Here is an 18,822-nt window from a genome sequence, read left to right on the forward strand (position 1 = left end):
AAAATGAGACTTAAAATATATTCATTAATCGCAGCAGGTACCCTTACCTTGGCATTAAGCAGCTGCAAAAAAGATTTCTTAGATCAAAATCCAATTACGCAGGTTGGTCCTGATGTAGCTTTTGCTGATGCAGCTGCTGCAGAAAAATTAATTCAGGGTGCTTACGATGGTATGTACAACGATTACCACATCTGGGATTACATGACCAATGGTGACGTAAGATCAGACAATGCTTATGCTGGTGGAGACAATCCTGCAAACATTCAGTTAGATTTATTTACCGTAATTTCTACCAATGGAAACGTAACAAGGGATTGGAATGCATTATACAGTGATATTAAAAACTGTAACCTGATTATAACCAACGTTCCAAATATTGTAGATACCAAACTTGATGTGGGCGACAGAAGAAGACAAATTCTTGCCGAGGCCAGTATTTTAAGAGCCTACATGTATTTTAACCTGGTAAGAACTTGGGGTTCGGTTCCATTAGTTGTTAAAGTACCTACAACGGATGCCGAATTTTATCCTGCGAAAGCCAGTGTAGATGCAATTTACGCACAAATTATCAGCGATTTAGAGTATGGCGCAACAAATGCCCGCGCTACTGCCCCAAACAAAGGTATTATGACAAAAGGCGTGGCTAATGCTCTACTGGCTAAAGTATATGCAAGCAAACCTACTCCAGATTGGACCAAGGTTAGCACATATTGCGATGCAGTAATAAACGGAGGATATAGTTTGGTATCAAACTACGATTTCTTATGGGATTCTAACCACAAAAACAATACTGAAGCCATTTGGGAAATGCAATATGATGGCTATGGTGGTTTGCACGGAAACTGGATGCCAAGCGTATTGGTGGGTACCGGATGGAAAAGATTTAATACCCCTACCAACAGCTTATCAAAAGCATTCGATGATGCTGGTGATGCTGTGCGTAAAGCCTCTAGCATTAAATTTAACAATGTAGTATCTGAAGGATGGAGTGATTCATATTGGTCAAAAACCAGTTATCCTTACATCAATAAATACCGTGCAGACGATAAATCTGACAACTATATTTTAAGATTGGCCGATATCATTCTTTTGAAAGCAGAAGCATTAAATGAATTAAGTGCATCAGGATGGTCTTCTGCCGCAACTTTAGTTAACCAGGTTCGAAGTCGAGTTAATTTAGGAGCACTAACAGCTACTGATCAGGCATCGATGCGTTTAGCTATCGAAAACGAACGCCGGTTAGAATTGGCCTTTGAAGGTCACCGTTGGTTTGATTTATTGAGAACAAACAGGGTAATTCCGGTAATGAACGCACAAGTTGATGGTACAGGTGCAAACCTGAATTACAACATATCTGCTTCAAAATTATACTTCCCAATACCTCAAGATGAGTTAGACAAAAACCCTAACGTACGTTAATTTATTAAAACAGAGGCGGCTACGGTCGCCTTTGTTATAAAATCATTTTTTTAAAAAATAACAGAAGCGGCGAATCGACAATCCTTTATTGTATACAATTGCCATCCTGATTTATAGAAAAATCATCAAAGCATTTATACCACATTATTTAATGAATTGGAAAATTGATAATGATGATTTTACTTAAACGATTTTGCTTCTTTTAACTACCCTTTTTTTACAATGCGAAATACCTTGAAAACACTAACCAAAACCATAATTATGAAACCTTTTTATAACCTTGGCACTGCGCTGAGCATCTTAATTGTTGCTTGTGCATGCAGTAAAAGCCCGGAGGCAGGCAGTGGTACTTCAGAAAACCCACCATCTACCCAGCCCGTTAAAACCGACGTTGCATTTTGGCTAACCAAGGGTGATCAGTCGCAACTTTTAAAACAACAAAATGTTTCATTAAACTTTTCAGCAGCAACTAATAATTACCCAACAATCGAAGTTGATCCTGCAACCACTTTTCAAAGTATTGATGGCTTTGGCTATACCTTAACTGGCGGAAGCGCAAGCCTAATTAATGCTTTACCAGCCGCAGCACAGGATAAACTGTTAAAAGAACTTTTTGCAGCCACAAATGATGCCATTGCTGTAAGTTACCTTCGGATCAGCATCGGTGCTTCAGATTTAAGTGCTGTGCCCTTTACTTATAACGACCTGGCAGATGGAGAAACGGATGAGACTTTAACAAAATTCTCTATCGCTAAAGAACAGGCAGATTTAATTCCGGTATTAAAAAAGATTGTAGCCATAAACCCTTCAATAAAATTTTTAGGTTCACCCTGGACTTCCCCAACCTGGATGAAAACAAACAAAAGTTTTATCGGTGGCAGTTTAAAACCAGAATACTACCAAACTTATGCGAAATACCTTGTGAAGTACATTCAGGCCATGAAAGCAGAAGGCATTGTAATAGACGCAATAACTCCTCAAAATGAGCCACTTCATCCTGGAAACAACCCAAGTATGTACATGACTGCTTTAGATCAGGCAGCATTCATTAAAACTGCTTTGGGACCAATATTTCAAAGCAATGGGATCAAAACAAAAATTATTGTTTATGATCATAACGCGGATAAACCCGAATATCCAATCACAATTTTGAATGATGCAGAGGCTAAAAAATATGTTGATGGCTCCGCATTCCACCTTTATGCAGGTCCTATTACTGCGCTTAGCCAGGTGCATGATGCACATCCCGATCGCAATGTTTATTTTACTGAACAATGGGTTGGTGGGCCAGGCAATTTTGCTGAAGATTTAAAATGGCATGTATCTACCCTCATTGTTGGTGCAACACGTAACTGGAGCCGTAATGTTTTGGAATGGAATTTAGCTGCCGATCAGAATTACAATCCACATACCGATAAAGGTGGTTGTACAAGCTGTTTAGGTGCAATTACAATTTCGCCCGCAGTAAGCAGAAATGTGGCTTATTATGTAATTGCCCATGCTTCTAAATTTGTTAAGCCTGGTTCGGTAAGAATTGCCTCAAACATTACCAGTAACCTACAGAATGTTGCTTTTAAAACACCTGAAGGCAAAAATGTACTTATTGTTTGTAACAACAACAATGCAGAAACAGTTTTTAATATCAAATACAATGGAAAAACAGTAACCAGCAGTTTAGATAAAGGTGCTGTTGGTACTTATGTTTGGTAAAATTTATAGTTTAATTGTTTAGTCAGCCCTGCATTGCGGGGCTTTCTATTTTACAACAATTTTGGCAGGTACTTTGCAGTACACATTAAAATCAAATCCATTAAGAAAACCAATCCAAATGAAAAACATCTTTCCACTATTAGGAGTTGCAGCATTATTTATGGCTTCGTGCCAAGGCGGTACAGCAAAAAAAACACAAGCCAAAATAGATTCTACAATTATAACCAATAGCACAGCAAGGCCAGATGCTGTTCAATGCTATAAGTATATTAAAAACCGTGATACAGCTACGCTCACGCTTAAAACAGAAGCCAATAAGGTAACAGGTGACTTAGGTTACAACCTATACGAAAAAGATAAAAATGCAGGCACAATTACCGGCTTAATAAAAGGCGATACCATTATTGCGAATTATACTTTTCAATCTGAAGGCCAGAAATCAGTTAGAGAGGTTGTTTTTTTGAAGCAGGGCGATCAGTTAAAAGAAGGTTATGGCGATATACATGAGGTTAATGGAGAAACCAAATACAAGGATTTGAGTAAGCTAAAATTTGATGGCTCGATGGTTTTTGACAAAATAGATTGTAAATAATACATCGTCTTCAGTCCATAAATCGTCACCTCGACGGCACTGGAGAAATCTTTCAAATAGTTAAAAGATTTCTCCGTTTCGCTGCTTCATTCAAAATGACGACTTTTCTTAGCTTTTATTTACTTATTTACTCACAGCATCCTTTGCTGCAGCGCTCCAATCTTCAGTTAGTTTTAGCACATAATCAGAATATTTCTGTATTTCATCCGGCTTTAACTTGCTGGCCCAACCCGTAGCTTTATTCGCCCAGGCAGTATATTTATCATTAATTGCTTTAATCTCGGTAGCATTTTTACTTTTTACAGCTGCAACGTACTCATCCTTAAGTTTTACATAATCTGCGAGCCCTTTATTTACCTCTTCACTTGAAAAAGTTGGTACACCGGTTTTAACTATTTCAGTTGTTTTCGTTGTAGTTTTTATAATGGTGTCTCCATTAGCAGAAATTTCGCTTGAATCTTTAGTCGTTTCAGTTTTTTTGGTGCTTTCGCACGAAACCAATGCCGATGCCAATAAACCTGCGGCAGCAATAGATAAAATTGTGTTTTTCATGATTAATTTGGTTTTTTAGTCTGAGATAGACGAAATATGATGCCAAATCATAAAAAATCCGGTCAAATAAAAAATATTGTAACCGGATGCGCTCTTTATTAATATGTTTAACGCTTTATAAGTCTTCAAAACGCTCCCAAAAACCATCAACTGGTAATTTGGCAAAAATATTTACAGGTTCTTTTTTAACAGGATGAATAAACTGTAAACGGCGTGCATGTAAACAAATACTACCTTTTCGGCTTCCGCGAGGGTAACCGTATTTATTATCGCCCATAATGGGGCAACCCATTGATGATAGCTGCACCCTAATTTGATGCGAACGCCCCGTTAGCGGATCAACCTCTAAAAGGTAATAATCACCAACTTTGGCCTTTACTTTATAAGAAAGCTCGGCACGCTGACTACCAGTTACCTCTGTATTGTAGTAAGAAACTACATTTTTTTGAGGGTTTTTAACCAGCCAATGAATTAAAGTTGCAGATTCTTTCTCTGGTTTATTCTTCACTACTGCCCAATAGGTTTTCTTTACCTCCCTGTTTTTAAAAACCGCATTCATCCGTTCCAACGCCTTACTGGTTTTGGCAAACAAAATCACACCGCTAACAGGGCGATCTAAACGGTGTACAACGCCTAAAAAAGCACCATTTGGTTTATTGTATTTTTTAGTGATGTACTTTTTTACCTGCTCATCCAACGGCTCATCGCCGGTTTCATCCACCTGTACAATATCACCAGCCAGTTTATTAATGGCGATTAAATGATTATCTTCAAAAAGAATGTCGTTATCGGTAATTGGCATTTAACCCCTCCGCCCCTAAAGGGGAACTTAAATTTTAAATATTGATTTATTTTTTCAAATATTAACCTCATGTAATAAAGCCCCTTTAGGGGTTTGGGGTTAATACTGTTCTTTTTCGTTCGGGAAATCGTTTCCTTTTACATCACGGATATATGCTTGCGCAGCACCCAAAATATCGCCGTATAAATTAATATACTGACGTAAAAAGCGTGGTTTAAATCCTTTAGTTAAACCGATCATGTCGTTAACTACCAATACCTGTCCATCACAGGCCTGGCCTGCACCAATACCAATGGTTGGGATATGCAGGCTTTCTGTAACTTCTTTACCTAAAGCAGCCGGAATTTTCTCTAAAACAATGGCAAAGCAACCTGCAGCCTGTAACGCCAGCACATCAGTTTTCAATTTGTTCGCTTCTTCTTCTTCTTTTGCACGAACAGTATACGTTCCGAATTTATAAATGGATTGCGGAGTTAAACCCAGGTGGCCCATTACAGGAATCCCGGCAGTAATAATCCGCTGAACAGATTCAATTATTTCTTCGCCACCTTCCAGTTTCACACCATGAGCTCCAGATTCTTTCATGATTCTGATAGCTGAATTTAATGCTTCTTTAGAGTTCCCCTGGTATGATCCGAAAGGAAGATCCACCACAACAAAAGCACGCTTAACTGCCCTAATTACAGATGCAGCATGGTAAATCATTTGATCCAGCGTAATTGGCAAGGTAGTTTCATGACCAGCCATTACGTTAGAAGCAGAATCGCCAACCAATAAAACGTCCAATCCTGCATCATCTAAAATAGTAGCCATCGAATAATCGTAAGCTGTTAACATAGATATTTTTTCACCACGTTGTTTCATTTCTTGTAAAATGTGTGTGGTGATGCGTTTGATTTCTTTATGTACCGACATGGGATTTGTTTTGTGTTGCCAAAAGTATTGTTTTTTCTTTAATTAAGCCGAAACACCAAAGGTAAAACACCAAAGCAATCTCAAACTAAAATCATTTTTTATCCAAATTGTGTTTCATCGCTTTCAGCATTGGTATCTGAGCTTTTTTGCTCAACCTTATTTCACTTTTCTCTTTACATTTCCAATCTAAACGCCTATCTTTGTACCCCGAAATGGAAGGGATATATTCATCTTTTTTTGCATCCAGCAAAAACGGCTTTAATGCCGGAAGCCATTCTTTTTTCAACTCTTTTTTAAATCAAAATCCATATTGTAATCACTATGACTAACTACACCAAGTTACCTGCGATTTTATTACTGGCCGATGGCACGGTTTTTTACGGCAAAGCGGCCGGAAAAATTGGCACTACTACTGGCGAAATTTGTTTTAATACCGGGATGACAGGTTACCAGGAAATTTTTACTGATCCAAGTTATTTCGGACAGATCATGGTTACCACCAATGCGCATATTGGTAACTACGGAATCCATAAAGATGAAATCGAATCGGGTTCGATTAAAATTGCTGGTTTAGTTTGTAAAAATTACAACATCACTTATAGCCGTAAAGAGGCAACAGAATCTATTCAGGATTATTTCCAGAATGATAACCTTGTAGCCATATCCGACATTGATACACGTGCATTGGTTCGCCACATTAGAGATAAAGGTGCCATGAACGCAATTATCTCTTCAGAAATTACTGATCTTGACGAATTAAAACAAAAACTTTCTGAGGTGCCTTCAATGGATGGGCTGGAACTTTCTTCTAAAGTAAGTACAACAGAACCTTATTTTTATGGTAACCCTGAAGCCAGCTTAAAAGTTGCAGCTTTAGATTTGGGCATTAAGAAGAACATTTTACGCAGTTTCGAAAACCGTGATATTTATGTGCAGGTTTTCCCTGCAAAAACTACTTTTACCGAAATGGAAAAATTTAATCCAGATGGTTATTTTATTTCCAACGGCCCTGGCGATCCATCGGTAATGCCTTATGCAGTAGAAACTATAAAAGATATTTTAGCTGTAGATAAACCTTTGTTCGGAATTTGCTTAGGTCACCAGTTACTGGCCGAAGCCAATGATATCGGTACAATGAAAATGTTTAACGGCCACCGTGGATTAAACCACCCTGTTAAAAACATCATCAAAAACCACTGCGAGGTTACTTCACAAAACCATGGATTTGGTGTAATTCCGGATGAAGTTAGAAACTCAGATAAAGTAGAAATTACACACGTGAACTTAAACGATAAATCTATCGAAGGTATCCGTGTTAAAGGTAAAAAAGCATTTTCTGTTCAATATCACCCTGAATCTTCTCCAGGCCCACATGATTCTCGTTACCTATTCGATGATTTTGTTGAAGTAATGAAAGGTGAATTAAGCTGGTAGATTGAGATAAAATACTGAGATTTGGAGCTAAAGCTTAAATCAAAGCATTTTAACAATTAACAAAAATCAATAATATAATCTGCGGATTTGCGGCAAAATTAAGGCTGCCGGTCCGCAGATTTGTTTTTTTACCATTTTTCGCCTGCTTAAAACATCATTTTACCGACATTTTCATTTATTCTTTCATAATTCATTTTCAATTCATGTAAAGCTCCTTACATTCGCAATATGGAAACAAAAAAAGCCATTATCAGTGTTACAGATCTGGTAAAAAAGTACGATGATTTTGTGGCTGTTCAAGGCCTTAGTTTTGAGGTATACGAACATGAGATTTTTGGTTTACTCGGACCAAATGGTGCTGGCAAAACCACCACGCTCGAAATTATCGAAACCTTACGGGAAAAAACCTCAGGCGAAATTATTGTTGACGGTTTTTCGGTGGATAAACAACCACATAACATTAAGCAGATTATTGGAGTACAATTACAGGCAGCGGGCTATTACCCAAATTTAAACCTGATTGAACTGATCGAACTTTTTGCCGGTTTATATGGCGCTAATATCAAACCGATGGAAATGCTGGAGAAAGTAAATCTTCAGGATAAGGCAAAAGCGAAATATAAGGCACTTTCAGGAGGCCAGAAGCAGCGTTTCTCTATCGCCACCACACTAATCAACCAACCTAAAATCATCTTTCTTGATGAACCTACAACAGGCTTAGATCCACAAGCGAGAAGAAACCTTTGGGATTTGATTATCGAAATACGAAATGCAGGCACAACAGTTGTAATTACCACCCATTACATGGATGAGGCCGAGCAATTATGCGATCGTGTGGCTTTTGTAGAACGCGGACAGATTATCGCTCTTGATACCCCTGATAATTTAATTGATAAACTGGTAAGCAGTGGTTTCGAACGTAAAAAAGAAGTTAAAAAAGCCAATCTGGAAGACGTTTTCATTAACCTTACCGGACAGGAATGGAGAGAATAATTCATTGTAAATTCTTAATCGGGAACCCGAAATCCAGTGCTTAAAACATTTTTTAAAAAAACCAGCAGAACCAACATGCAAAAAGATATACAAGAAAGAGATTCAAACTCCGCAACAGCGGTTGGGCGATATAGCAATACCAAAGCAACACTTGCCCTCGCCAAAGCAAGTTTCAGATCCATTATGCGGAGCCCTTCGGCAGTGGTATTTACGCTTGCTTTTCCTTTAATATTTATCCTTGTATTTGGGTTTTTAGGCGGTGGCGGCACCCATATCGATGTGGGTGTTACGCCAGGATCTGACATTAACAATCCTGTGATGGGGATGTTAGCAAAAACGGGTATGATTAGGCTCATCAAGGATAAAACGAAAGCGGATTTTGATAAATTACTCGAAAAAGGTAATGTTGATGCCATGATTGATGTGCATAGAAAAGTAAATTCTGCAGCTTATTCGGTAAATGTGGTTTACACTTCAGCATCAAGAGATAAGGGCGGAATTTTAAAATCGGTTTTGAACAATGTTTTTTATGATAAAACCTTAAAACCAACAGTTGCAGAGATAAAAGAAAGCACCATTACAGGCCGCGAATATAAAACCATTGATTTTATCCTTCCAGGGCAATTGGGTTTTTCTCTATTAAGCACGGGGGTTTTCGGAACAGCATTTGTATTTTTAAGCTTGCGCCAAACCCTGGTAATTAAACGCTTTTTTGCCACTCCGGTAAAACGTTCGAGTATTGTAATTGGCGAGGGTATTGCCCGTATCGGCTTTGCTTTGCTGGGCGCATTGTTTATTATTCTGATTGGTCATTTCTTTTTTGGCTTTACACTCGTAAATGGTGCCATAACGGTCATTAATATGCTTATACTCGCCACGCTTGGTATTATTGTATTTATGGGTTTTGGTTTTATCATTTCTGGCATAGCCAAAAGCGAAAGTATGGTACCACCTATTTCGAACATTGTTACCTTACCTCAATTCTTGTTATCGGGTACTTTCTTTTCTATTGAGGCTTTTCCAAGCTGGTTACAACCCATTAGCAGAGCCCTACCACTTACCTATTTAAACGATGCCATGCGTAAGGTAGCTTTCGAAGGTTCGGGTTTGTGGGATGTGAAATTCCAGATTATGATATTATTACTTTGGGGCATCGGAATCTATGCTGTAGCAATAAAGGTATTTAAGTGGGAATAGCTTAACTTTATTTAAAGCAATTATCAACGAAAGCTAAGATTGCGTTCTACCTACATTTTAAGAAGTTGTTAATATCGGATAAGTTTATTTTTATATCCTAACGATATTTAATACATTTGAGTATGTGGGAATTTGATTTAAGGGATTTAGAAGAGCTGCAACCGCAGATAGACAGGCTTTATGAAAAAAAGGCCCGGTTAGAAACCTCTAGGCCATTGCCAAATAGCGCTCTACACCGCATTAAACAAGACCTTACCTTAGAGTGGACGTATAACTCGAACAGTATAGAAGGCAATACTTTGAGCTTAAAAGAAACCCAAATGGTTTTACAGGAAGGAATGACTGTTAAAGGAAAATCGTTAAGGGAGCATTTTGAAGCCTATAATCACGAAAAAGCAATCGATTACCTTTATACCCTAATCAATAAAAACTACACGCTTAGAAATATTGATATTTTATCGCTGCATGGCTTAGTATTGAGAAGCATCGAAGATGATTTTGCCGGCCGTTTAAGAAATGGTGGTGTTCGTATTGTTGGGGCAAATTTTACTCCGCCAAATGCAAATAAGGTTTCTGATTTATTGGATCAATTGATCGATTTTATAAACCATAACACTTTAGGCTTAAGCGATGTACTATTGTCTACTATTTTTCACCATAAACTTGTTTGGATCCATCCTTTTTTCGATGGGAATGGCCGTACAGTAAGGTTAGCCATGAATTTATTGCTTATGAGAAATGGCTTCCCTCCTGCAATTATCCTCAAAAACGACAGAAAAAAATACTACGAAGCACTTAACCAGGCAAATAAAGGCAGTTATTATAAACTTTGCTTATTGATGTTACAAGCTTTAGAACGTTCACTTAACATTTACATCAATGCTTTGCCTGGAAACACTTACGGAGATTATGAGCCGATATCACATATTGTTTCAGAGCCTGATGTTCCATATGGGCAAGAATACGTGAGTTTATTGGCCAGGCAAGGTAAAATAGATGCCTATAAGGAAGGGAAAGATTGGGTTACAACCAAGTCGGCAGTGCAAAGTTATATCAAAACGCGTAAAAGAAAACGTTAACCTTTTTTAACTTTTTACCCTGTGATATTGATGTAATTTTACCAAAAAATATTTAATGAAAAATTTAATCATTTTTTGCAGTATTTTATTGATTGCCAGTACCTCGAAAGCCCAATTTAAGTTTTTAGCTAACAACAGTTCCAATCAGTATAAGGCAAAAATTTTCGTAGATAAATGCGAAGGTAACGCTTGCAGCGGAAAAGCAACTGTTATCATTTATGATAAAATATCAGACAGGGAAATTGATACTTTCCATTCAGAAGACCTTGATTTTGGCTTAACGGAAACACAGAACGCGAAACTTGGCTGGCTTGAACTTGGTAAATACCAAACTCCACTTATTTTTGGCGATTTTAACTTTGATGGATTTGAAGATATCGCCATTAGAAATGGAAACAATGGTGCTTATTCCAGTCCCTCGTATAATGTTTATTTATCCTCAAAAGACAACAAGTTTGTTTTGAATAGCGAACTCACCAAACTTGCAAGCGAAAACCTGGGCATGTTTGATGTAGATAAAAAAGCCAAACAGATTGCCACACACCAAAAAGATGGATGCTGTTTTGACAAAACCATTAATTATAAATATGATGCTAAAAGCTTGCTTTACGAAGATTCATCGGTAATTGAAGACTCAAGTATTGCCGATAATGTTACCGTAATTACGCAAAAACTGGTTGATGGCAAAATGAAAAGAACTGTGCAAAAGTTTAAAATGAAAGATTATTATAATCAGTAAATCTATTAACCTCGTTTCAAATTAAAGCTCGCTTTTAGAAAAAACTCTCTAAAGATGTATTACCTAAAGTGCTCACTCTGAATATATTTCAGGGTCTATATCTCAAAAAAAATGCTGAAATAAATTCAGCATAACGATCACCTTATATAGCTAAATAGTTTAAAGTGCAGCCTTTACCAAAAATGGCAAAATCTCTTTTTGAAAGCTTACAAAGTTTTTGCGCACATCCGAGTCACTTACCGAAGTAAATGCGAACGAAAATACAATGCTTTTACTCGCTTTTAGCAAAAAGGCCAACCCTTCTCTCCTTGCAGGATTATTCTTAAAGTTATCCAACTGAAGGTAAGCGGCCAATAATAAGGCCTCCAACTGATCAGAAAGGTGTTTTAAAAACTCTTGTGAATTGGCATTTTCGCGTACAAAATCCCAACCGATAAACTCATTACAGGCTGTAAACGATAAACGGCTGGTTTTCATCACCAAGGCCTTTAAATGCTCCTCTTCTGAAGCATAGCTTAATTTATTATGCAGAATTTCGTGAAGGTTCTGATCAAGATAATCCATAAGGATGCTATCCAAAACCTGCTCTTTACTTTCGAAATATTTGTAAATGGTTGCTTTTGCTATACGCGCTTTTTTAGCAATTTCGTTTACGCTGGTTTTATGGTAACCATACTTTCTGAATAGTTCTTTGGCAGCTTTTTTTACTGTTTCTTTTATTTTTTCAGCTTCCATTTTAATTGCTTACGTGTAATAGTGTGTTGCCCTGCAACGAAATATTGTATGCTTTTAAGCTTCTTTCGGCTGGTGCCTTCTGCGGACTGCCATCAAGCAGTGAAAATTTAGCACCCGAACATGCATCAGTAGCCGTTACACCACTCTCATCCGGAGCTACCTTACAAATTTTCTCTGGATTTACAGTACTGCAACGATCAAAGGCTACGTAAGTACCCAATGGCGTTTTAACAATTAACAAGCCACCAACACCATAATTAGAAACCACCAATACATTATTTACAGCTTTTATACTGAATTCTGTTAAGGTAACATTATAATTTACAGGCACATCCGGAATGTAACCTTCATCTTTACCACAAGCTGTGGCAAAAACAAGCACAAACAATATGCTGTATAAATGCTTCATCATTAAATTAAAGCCGATTTAAATTGCTTCAGAAAACGTGAATCATTTTCTGAAAATAAACGCAAATCTTTAATTTCATATTTTAGGTTGGTAATACGCTCTATTCCCATTCCAAATGCAAAACCACTGTATTTTTTAGAATCTATACCGCAGTTTTCCAATACATTAGGATCTACCATACCGCAGCCCAAGATCTCTACCCAGCCGCTATATTTACAAAACTGGCAACCGGCTCCTTTACAAATGGTACAAGAAATATCCATCTCTGCAGATGGTTCTGTAAAAGGAAAATATGATGGACGGAAACGCACTTTGGTTCCTTCTCCATATAACTCCTGAACAAAATAAAACAAGGTTTGCTTTAAATCTGCGAATGAAACATTTTCATCAACATACAAACCTTCTACCTGATGAAAAAAACAGTGTGCACGTGCCGAAATGGCTTCGTTACGGTAAACGCGACCAGGCATAATTGCCCTGAATGGTGGTTGGCCCTGCTCCATCATCCGTACCTGTACGGAAGAAGTATGTGTACGCAAAGCAATATCGCCTTTTTCGCCACCTTTTTTAATAAAGAAAGTATCCTGCATATCTCTTGCCGGATGTTCTTCAGGGAAGTTCAAAGCGGAGAAATTATGCCAATCATCTTCAATTTCAGGACCTTCTGCTACCGTAAAACCCAATTTGGCAAATATTTCTACAATCTCTCTTCGCACAAGGGCCAATGGATGGCGCGAACCAATTTCGAAACCTTCACCTGGTAAAGTTAAATCCAGTTGAGCGCTTTCTGTATTGGTTTCAGTACTTTCTGTAGATTCCTTTAATGTTAAATATTTAGATTCGGCAAGTTGTTTAAACTCATTTAAAACCTTTCCTAATGATCTTTTTTCTTCAACAGAAACAGATTTAAATTCGTCGAAAATCTCCTTGATAATGCCTTTGCTTCCTAAGTATTTAATGCGGAATTGCTCTAACTCGTCTGCTTTTTCGGTTACGAAAGCATTAATTTTATCGGTATATAGTGTTATTTTGTCCTGTAACATGGCTTCAAATATACGGCAAATTATCTAATATTTTTAAAGTTGCCGGGTTCAAATAATCTGTTTACAATATCCTTATAAAAGAAAATGAACCCGTAAACAACAAAAGCCACATAAAGCGGCTTTTGTTGTTTACGTTAGATCTATAAGTTTTAAATCACACCTAATTCTTTACCAACTTTGGTAAAAGCGGCAATCGCTTTATCCAAATGGTGTTGTTCATGTGCGGCAGATAACTGCACACGGATCCTTGCTTTGCCTTGCGGTACAACCGGATAAAAGAAGCCAATTACATAAATACCCTCTTCCAGCATTTTTGCTGCAAATTGTTGCGCAATTTTAGCATCATACAACATTACCGGAACAATCGGGTGAAAGCCAGGTTTAATATCAAAACCGGCTGCCGTCATTTTCTCACGGAAATATTTGGTATTATTTTCCAATTTATCTCTTAAAGAAGTGGTTTCGCTCAACATATCCAATACGGCGATAGATGCGCCTGCAATTGCCGGAGCCAATGTATTGGAAAATAAATAAGGCCGTGAGCGCTGACGCAACATATCGATGATTTCCTTTTTTCCAGAGGTAAAACCTCCTGATGCACCACCTAAAGCTTTACCCAAAGTACCTGTAATGATATCGATGCGGTCAATCACGTTAAAATGTTCGTGCGTTCCGCGTCCATTTTTACCGATAAAGCCAGTGCAATGCGATTCATCAATCATGATCAAAGCTTCATATTTATCAGCCAAATCAGCAATTTTATCCAATGGGGCTACAGATCCGTCCATCGAAAAAGCTCCATCGGTAACAATAATTCTATGTCTGCAATCTTTAGCGGCAATTAGCTGTTTTTCAAGATCTTCCATATCCGCATTTTTATAACGGAAACGCTGTGCTTTACATAACCTTACACCATCAATGATCGATGCATGGTTTAATTCGTCAGAAATAATGGCATCTTCTGCATTAAACAATGGCTCAAAAACACCACCGTTTGCATCAAATGCAGCTGCATATAAAATGGTATCTTCTGTACCTAAAAATTTAGAAATTTTTGCTTCCAGTTCTTTATGCACATCTTGTGTACCACAGATAAAACGCACTGAAGACATTCCATAACCATGATCGTCGATTGCTTTTTTAGCTGCTTCTATCACTTTTGGATGAGAAGAAAGCCCTAAATAATTATTTGCACAAAAGTTAACTACTTCAGCACCGCCACTTACTTTAATGTCGGCACCCTGAGGGGTAATAATTATACGTTCGCGTTTAAATAATCCAGCGTTTTCGATTTCTTCAAGTTCTTTTTGAAGAACAGGTTGTAATGTTTTGTACATGGCCTTTTTATGGTTGATTTTACGCCCAAAGTTATAAAAAAAAGTCTTCTCCGACCTAAAAACGCAATTTTATCCCTATATTTTACACACAAACGTTTGATCGATTGTATAATCTGTGAAAATTTGAAGTCGGTAAGTAAATCGGTTTATGCAAATTATTTTTTTTCGATCTTAACAAACTTTAACACACCCCTATATGTATAGTCTTAAAAGTTATTCGATATTTATAGCTTACTAATCTAACTTATGATAAAAATTTGCGCGCTCCTATTTTTTTGTGGCCTCACCAATTTTGTTTTAGCTCAACAATTTACCATTACAGGAACAGTAAAAGATAGCAGCGGTCAGCCTGTTCCTTTTGCTTCTGTTTATCTAAAAAACACCACTACCGGAACTTCTGCAAATGTTGATGGAAAATATTCCATGAAGCTAAAAAGCGGAGAATATACTTTAAGTTTCAGGGCAGTAGGCTTTAAGCAGCAGGATCACATTATTAACCTTAAGGATGATTTAACCCTTAATGTAACCGTTACATCCGAAAGTTATACTTTAGAAAATGTAAATATCAGGGCAAATGCCGAAGATCCTGCTTATGCCATTATCCGTAAGGCAATTAAACAAAGAAAAACACATTTAGAAGAAGTTAAGGCCTTTAGTTGCGATGTTTATATTAAAGGTGTGCAACGCTTAAAGGGTGCTCCAAAAAAATTCTTCGGTCAGGATATTCAAAAGGTGTTAGAACTCGACACCAATAGAAAAGGGATTATTTATCTTTCAGAATCACAGAGTAAGTTTAATTTCAGAAGACCAAATGATGTACATGAAGAAATGATTTCATCAAAAGTTGCTGGAAGGAATAATGCTTTTAGCTTTAACAAAGCATCGGATCTGATTATTAATTTTTACGACAATTACCTACTCGAAAATAAACTGAGTGCAAGGGGATTTATTTCTCCTATTGCAGATAATGCATTATTTTATTATAAATACAAGCTGCTTGGCGAAAGCAAAGAAAATGGGGAGCTTATTCATAAAATTGAGGTAATTCCACGCCGTGAAAACGATCCTGTTTTTAGAGGGATTATTTACATTATAGATGAAAGCTGGAGAATATACAACACCGATGTTTACCTTACCAAAAACGCCGGCATCAACTTTATTGATACTTTAAACATCAGTCAACAGTTTACCAAGGTTAAAGATCTTTATATGCCAACGGCGATTAACTTTCAATTTGCCGGTAATGTACTGGGCTTTAAAATTGCTGGCTATTACGTTGGGATATATAACAATTACAACATTGATCCAAAATTCCCTAAAAATTACTTCAGTGGCGAAATTTTGAAAATTACCGAAATGGTAAATAAGAAAGATTCTGCTTACTGGGCCAATAACCGGCCTATTCCGTTAACGGGTGATGAAAAGCTTAATTATGTTAAAAAAGATAGCATTGCCAAACTTAAAGAATCGAAAAAGTATCTTGATTCATTAGAAAAAGACAACAACAAATTCGGAATTGGCAAACTGCTGCTCAGGGGGTATAGCATTAACGATCGTTATGATAAAGAATATTGGTCGTTCGACCCTGTGCTTAGGGCAATATTTTACAATACTGTAGAAGGTTTTGCTGTTAAATATGGCGTTACTTACCGTAAAGAATTCGCCAATAGAAGATCTTACTCCATCCGACCAGAATTGAGGTATGGTTTTGCAAATCAAAAACTTACAGGAAGTTTAACAGGAAGTTATTATTACAACCCACTTAAAAGAGCCAGTGTAGGTGCATCTTTCGGAAACGGAATTTTCGACTTGAACAACCTGGGCTCTATGACGGCTCTGGGTAATTCTATCAACTCCTTGTTTTATGAGAAAAACTTCTCTAAATTTTACGAAAAGAATTTCATCAACATCAACACCACCCGCGAATTGGCTACAGGTTTACAAGCAAGTGTAAGTGTAGATTACAGCCATAACAAAAATTTAAGTAATAGCACTACATTTAAGTTTATAGATGCAAAAGACAGGGAGTTTACTTCGAACAATCCTTTTAGTCCGACTGTTGAAACACCACTTTTCCCAACTTATAATTCACTTAGTGCAACCGCAAGTTTAACTTATACCATGGGGCAAAAATACATTACACGCCCTGACGGTAAGTTTTATACAGAATCGCGTTTTCCTAAAATTACGGTATTGTATAAAAAGGGATTTCATGGTGTTTTAAATAGCGATATTGACTATGATTTTGTTAAGCTGGAGGTTTCTCAAGACAGAATCGGATTGGGATTATGGGGTTATACATCTTTTCTGGCAGGTGTGGGCAAGTTCTTAAATAATGATAAAATGTATTACCCTGATTTTAAACACTTTGCGGGTAATATTTCTACAATTTTCCCTCCTAACTTAAGAAAGTTCCAATATTTGGATTTTTACCAGTTCAGTACCAACCAGCAATATTTTGAAGCACATTTGGAGCATAATTTTGCAGGTTTTTTCATGAACAAAATTCCATTGTTGCGTAAAGCTAAGCTGGAAGAATTTATTGGTGGGGGTTATCTTTCTTCTCCTGAAAAAAGGAATTATAAAGAGTTTTATTTTGGTATTCAACGCTTGGTTTTAAGGGCAAGTTATGGTTTTGCTTATGATGGCGGCACCAAATTAACGCAAGGATTTAGAATTTCTTACGGCTTTTAAGGAGGTTGAAGGTAGAGGGCAGGAAGTTTTAGGGCAAATACAACTAAATTTTCAAATCGATGATAAGTTTGTCGATGAAGAGTTTAGGGCATAGAGGTCTTCAACCTTTCTGCCTTCAGCCTTTCTACCTTCATCCTTTTTTACTATCTTTGCCCCGCTTTAAACGCCGTTTGCAACGGTATCAACAGCGTTATGAAAAAATATCAAACACTACTTTACTATTGCTATAGTTACATAGCAGAGGCAGAGCAATTGGCTGCCGATCACCTTAAATTTTGTAAATCTCTGGATTTAGTTGGCCGCATTATCGTTGCTGATGAAGGTTTGAACGGAACCGTTTCCGGAACGGCTGAAGCTTGCGAAGCTTATATGAAAGCAGTACACGCAGATGAGCGTTTCGCTAAAACCGAATTCAAAATAGACGATGTTGAAGAGCCTTCTTTCCTTAAAATGCACTGCCGTTATAAATCTGAAATTGTACATTCGGGTTTAAGGGATACTTCGATTATCAATCCCAATGAAAAAACAGGAAAACATTTAGAACCGGTTGATTTCATGAAAATGAAAGATGACGAGGATGTTATTATCCTTGATGTACGCTCTAATTATGAACATAACCTCGGTAAATTCAAAAACGCAGTAACATTAGATATCGAGAATTTCAGAGATTTTCCGGAGCAGATTAATCAGCTTGCACAATATAAAGACAAGAAAATACTGACTTATTGCACTGGTGGCATTAAATGCGAAAAAGCTTCTGCATTACTATTACATCATGGTTTTAATGATGTTTACCAATTGCATGGCGGGATTATTAAATACGGTAAAGAAGCGGGTGGAAAAGATTTTGAAGGTAAATGTTATGTTTTTGATAACCGTATTGCTGTTGATGTAAATGAAGTAAACCCAACCATAGTTTCGGTTTGCTATAATTGCGGTAAAACTACCCCAAAGATGATCAATTGTGCCAATCCGGAATGTAATGAGCACATTACTCAATGTGATGAATGCGGAGAAGAACTTCAGGGTTGCTGCTCAACAGCGTGCACTACAAACCCTCGTAAACGCCCATATGATGGTACTGGCTATTATGTTAAGGTTCCTCAGCCGGTAGCGGTTAAGGCCTAGCGATAATTCAGCAAGACGGTTGTATTGGTTTTTAGTGTTGTTAC

Annotated in this window: 18 protein-coding genes; 10 read left to right on the forward strand and 8 right to left on the reverse strand. The window is 37.3% G+C overall.

Going from position 1 to position 18,822, the window contains the following annotated elements:
- The first annotated feature begins 3 nt into the window (after positions 1-3).
- The 3 genes from ASE74_RS18780 (at position 4) to ASE74_RS18790 (ending at position 3,721) form a co-directional block, all read left to right on the forward strand.
- The gene (locus tag ASE74_RS18780) at positions 4-1,419 is read left to right on the forward strand and encodes a RagB/SusD family nutrient uptake outer membrane protein (protein WP_055912381.1); all 1,416 of its coding nucleotides are present in this window, start codon (positions 4-6) and stop codon (positions 1,417-1,419) included.
- A gap of 261 nt (positions 1,420-1,680) precedes the next feature.
- A complete protein-coding gene (locus tag ASE74_RS18785; RefSeq protein WP_055912821.1) occupies positions 1,681-3,129 on the forward strand; it encodes a glycoside hydrolase family 30 beta sandwich domain-containing protein in 1,449 nt (482 codons plus the stop codon).
- A 118-nt stretch (positions 3,130-3,247) separates the two neighbouring features.
- A complete protein-coding gene (locus ASE74_RS18790) occupies positions 3,248-3,721 on the forward strand; it encodes a hypothetical protein (RefSeq protein ID WP_157255481.1) in 474 nt (157 codons plus the stop codon).
- Positions 3,722-3,844: 123 nt separating this feature from the next.
- Here the strand turns inward: ASE74_RS18790 and ASE74_RS18795 are convergent, their stop codons facing one another.
- From ASE74_RS18795 to ASE74_RS18810, 4 genes are all read right to left on the reverse strand, one after another.
- Positions 3,845-4,273: a hypothetical protein gene (locus tag ASE74_RS18795; RefSeq protein WP_055912385.1), complete on the reverse strand. Its 429-nt coding sequence runs from the start codon at positions 4,271-4,273 to the stop codon at positions 3,845-3,847.
- Between the two features lie 115 nt (positions 4,274-4,388).
- Positions 4,389-5,075, reverse strand: a complete 687-nt coding sequence (locus tag ASE74_RS18800; RefSeq protein WP_055912387.1) for an RluA family pseudouridine synthase — start codon at positions 5,073-5,075, stop codon at positions 4,389-4,391.
- A 99-nt stretch (positions 5,076-5,174) separates the two neighbouring features.
- Positions 5,175-5,990, reverse strand: a complete 816-nt coding sequence (gene panB / locus ASE74_RS18805; RefSeq protein WP_055912389.1) for a 3-methyl-2-oxobutanoate hydroxymethyltransferase — start codon at positions 5,988-5,990, stop codon at positions 5,175-5,177.
- Between the two features lie 91 nt (positions 5,991-6,081).
- Positions 6,082-6,276 (reverse strand): hypothetical protein, encoded by a 195-nt coding sequence (locus ASE74_RS18810; protein WP_055912391.1) that lies wholly within the window; start codon positions 6,274-6,276, stop codon positions 6,082-6,084.
- Between the two features lie 35 nt (positions 6,277-6,311).
- On the opposite strand from ASE74_RS18810, the gene carA reads away from it, so the two are divergent.
- The 5 genes from carA to ASE74_RS18835 all read left to right on the forward strand — a co-directional run bounded on the left by carA (position 6,312) and on the right by ASE74_RS18835 (position 11,432).
- Entirely contained in the window at positions 6,312-7,424 is a 1,113-nt protein-coding gene (gene carA / locus ASE74_RS18815; protein ID WP_055912393.1) for a glutamine-hydrolyzing carbamoyl-phosphate synthase small subunit, read from the forward strand.
- Positions 7,425-7,652: 228 nt separating this feature from the next.
- Entirely contained in the window at positions 7,653-8,417 is a 765-nt protein-coding gene (locus tag ASE74_RS18820) for an ABC transporter ATP-binding protein (RefSeq protein ID WP_055912395.1), read from the forward strand.
- A gap of 75 nt (positions 8,418-8,492) precedes the next feature.
- Positions 8,493-9,614: an ABC transporter permease gene (locus ASE74_RS18825; RefSeq protein ID WP_055912824.1), complete on the forward strand. Its 1,122-nt coding sequence runs from the start codon at positions 8,493-8,495 to the stop codon at positions 9,612-9,614.
- 122 nt (positions 9,615-9,736) lie between these two features.
- Entirely contained in the window at positions 9,737-10,693 is a 957-nt protein-coding gene (locus tag ASE74_RS18830) for a Fic family protein (RefSeq protein WP_055912397.1), read from the forward strand.
- 55 nt (positions 10,694-10,748) lie between these two features.
- Positions 10,749-11,432: a hypothetical protein gene (locus tag ASE74_RS18835; RefSeq protein WP_055912399.1), complete on the forward strand. Its 684-nt coding sequence runs from the start codon at positions 10,749-10,751 to the stop codon at positions 11,430-11,432.
- 159 nt (positions 11,433-11,591) lie between these two features.
- Here ASE74_RS18835 and ASE74_RS18840 read toward each other — a convergent pair whose 3' ends face one another.
- The 4 genes from ASE74_RS18840 to kbl all read right to left on the reverse strand — a co-directional run bounded on the left by ASE74_RS18840 (position 11,592) and on the right by kbl (position 14,956).
- Complete coding sequence (locus ASE74_RS18840; RefSeq protein ID WP_029274048.1) at positions 11,592-12,167, reverse strand: TetR/AcrR family transcriptional regulator; 576 nt, start codon at positions 12,165-12,167, stop codon at positions 11,592-11,594.
- A gap of 1 nt (position 12,168) precedes the next feature.
- On the reverse strand, positions 12,169-12,579 hold the full coding sequence (locus ASE74_RS18845; RefSeq protein WP_235526166.1) for a hypothetical protein: 411 nt from the start codon (positions 12,577-12,579) through the stop codon (positions 12,169-12,171).
- Positions 12,579-13,619, reverse strand: a complete 1,041-nt coding sequence (gene pheS, locus ASE74_RS18850) for a phenylalanine--tRNA ligase subunit alpha (protein ID WP_055912403.1) — start codon at positions 13,617-13,619, stop codon at positions 12,579-12,581. The genes ASE74_RS18845 and pheS overlap by 1 nt, the downstream gene beginning before the upstream one ends.
- A gap of 149 nt (positions 13,620-13,768) precedes the next feature.
- Entirely contained in the window at positions 13,769-14,956 is a 1,188-nt protein-coding gene (gene kbl / locus ASE74_RS18855) for a glycine C-acetyltransferase (RefSeq protein ID WP_055912404.1), read from the reverse strand.
- 246 nt (positions 14,957-15,202) lie between these two features.
- Here kbl and ASE74_RS18860 point away from each other — a divergent pair, with 246 nt between their 5' ends.
- Together ASE74_RS18860 and ASE74_RS18865 are read left to right on the forward strand one after the other, a co-directional pair.
- A complete protein-coding gene (locus tag ASE74_RS18860) occupies positions 15,203-17,650 on the forward strand; it encodes a DUF5686 and carboxypeptidase regulatory-like domain-containing protein (RefSeq protein WP_055912406.1) in 2,448 nt (815 codons plus the stop codon).
- Positions 17,651-17,842: 192 nt separating this feature from the next.
- Positions 17,843-18,778, forward strand: coding sequence for a rhodanese-related sulfurtransferase (locus ASE74_RS18865; RefSeq protein ID WP_055912408.1), 936 nt, complete (start codon positions 17,843-17,845; stop codon positions 18,776-18,778).
- The last annotated feature ends 44 nt before the right edge of the window (positions 18,779-18,822 follow it).

The sequence above is a fragment of the Pedobacter sp. Leaf216 genome (assembly GCF_001421515.1).
Lineage (GTDB): Bacteria > Bacteroidota > Bacteroidia > Sphingobacteriales > Sphingobacteriaceae > Pedobacter.

Bases quoted from the DNA above. Each gene is read 5' to 3' on its own strand.
- carA (WP_055912393.1), top strand. From the start codon at position 6,312: ATGACTAACTACACCAAGTTACCTGCGATTTTATTACTGGCCGATGGC.
- ASE74_RS18800 (WP_055912387.1), bottom strand. From the start codon at position 5,075: ATGCCAATTACCGATAACGACATTCTTTTTGAAGATAATCATTTAATC.
- ASE74_RS18860 (WP_055912406.1), top strand. From the start codon at position 15,203: ATGATAAAAATTTGCGCGCTCCTATTTTTTTGTGGCCTCACCAATTTT.
- ASE74_RS18825 (WP_055912824.1), top strand. From the start codon at position 8,493: ATGCAAAAAGATATACAAGAAAGAGATTCAAACTCCGCAACAGCGGTT.
- kbl (WP_055912404.1), bottom strand. From the start codon at position 14,956: ATGTACAAAACATTACAACCTGTTCTTCAAAAAGAACTTGAAGAAATC.
- ASE74_RS18845 (WP_235526166.1), bottom strand. From the start codon at position 12,579: ATGATGAAGCATTTATACAGCATATTGTTTGTGCTTGTTTTTGCCACA.
- ASE74_RS18795 (WP_055912385.1), bottom strand. From the start codon at position 4,273: ATGAAAAACACAATTTTATCTATTGCTGCCGCAGGTTTATTGGCATCG.
- ASE74_RS18835 (WP_055912399.1), top strand. From the start codon at position 10,749: ATGAAAAATTTAATCATTTTTTGCAGTATTTTATTGATTGCCAGTACC.
- panB (WP_055912389.1), bottom strand. From the start codon at position 5,990: ATGTCGGTACATAAAGAAATCAAACGCATCACCACACACATTTTACAA.
- ASE74_RS18780 (WP_055912381.1), top strand. From the start codon at position 4: ATGAGACTTAAAATATATTCATTAATCGCAGCAGGTACCCTTACCTTG.
- ASE74_RS18790 (WP_157255481.1), top strand. From the start codon at position 3,248: ATGAAAAACATCTTTCCACTATTAGGAGTTGCAGCATTATTTATGGCT.
- ASE74_RS18865 (WP_055912408.1), top strand. From the start codon at position 17,843: ATGAAAAAATATCAAACACTACTTTACTATTGCTATAGTTACATAGCA.
- ASE74_RS18785 (WP_055912821.1), top strand. From the start codon at position 1,681: ATGAAACCTTTTTATAACCTTGGCACTGCGCTGAGCATCTTAATTGTT.
- pheS (WP_055912403.1), bottom strand. From the start codon at position 13,619: ATGTTACAGGACAAAATAACACTATATACCGATAAAATTAATGCTTTC.
- ASE74_RS18840 (WP_029274048.1), bottom strand. From the start codon at position 12,167: ATGGAAGCTGAAAAAATAAAAGAAACAGTAAAAAAAGCTGCCAAAGAA.
- ASE74_RS18830 (WP_055912397.1), top strand. From the start codon at position 9,737: ATGTGGGAATTTGATTTAAGGGATTTAGAAGAGCTGCAACCGCAGATA.
- ASE74_RS18820 (WP_055912395.1), top strand. From the start codon at position 7,653: ATGGAAACAAAAAAAGCCATTATCAGTGTTACAGATCTGGTAAAAAAG.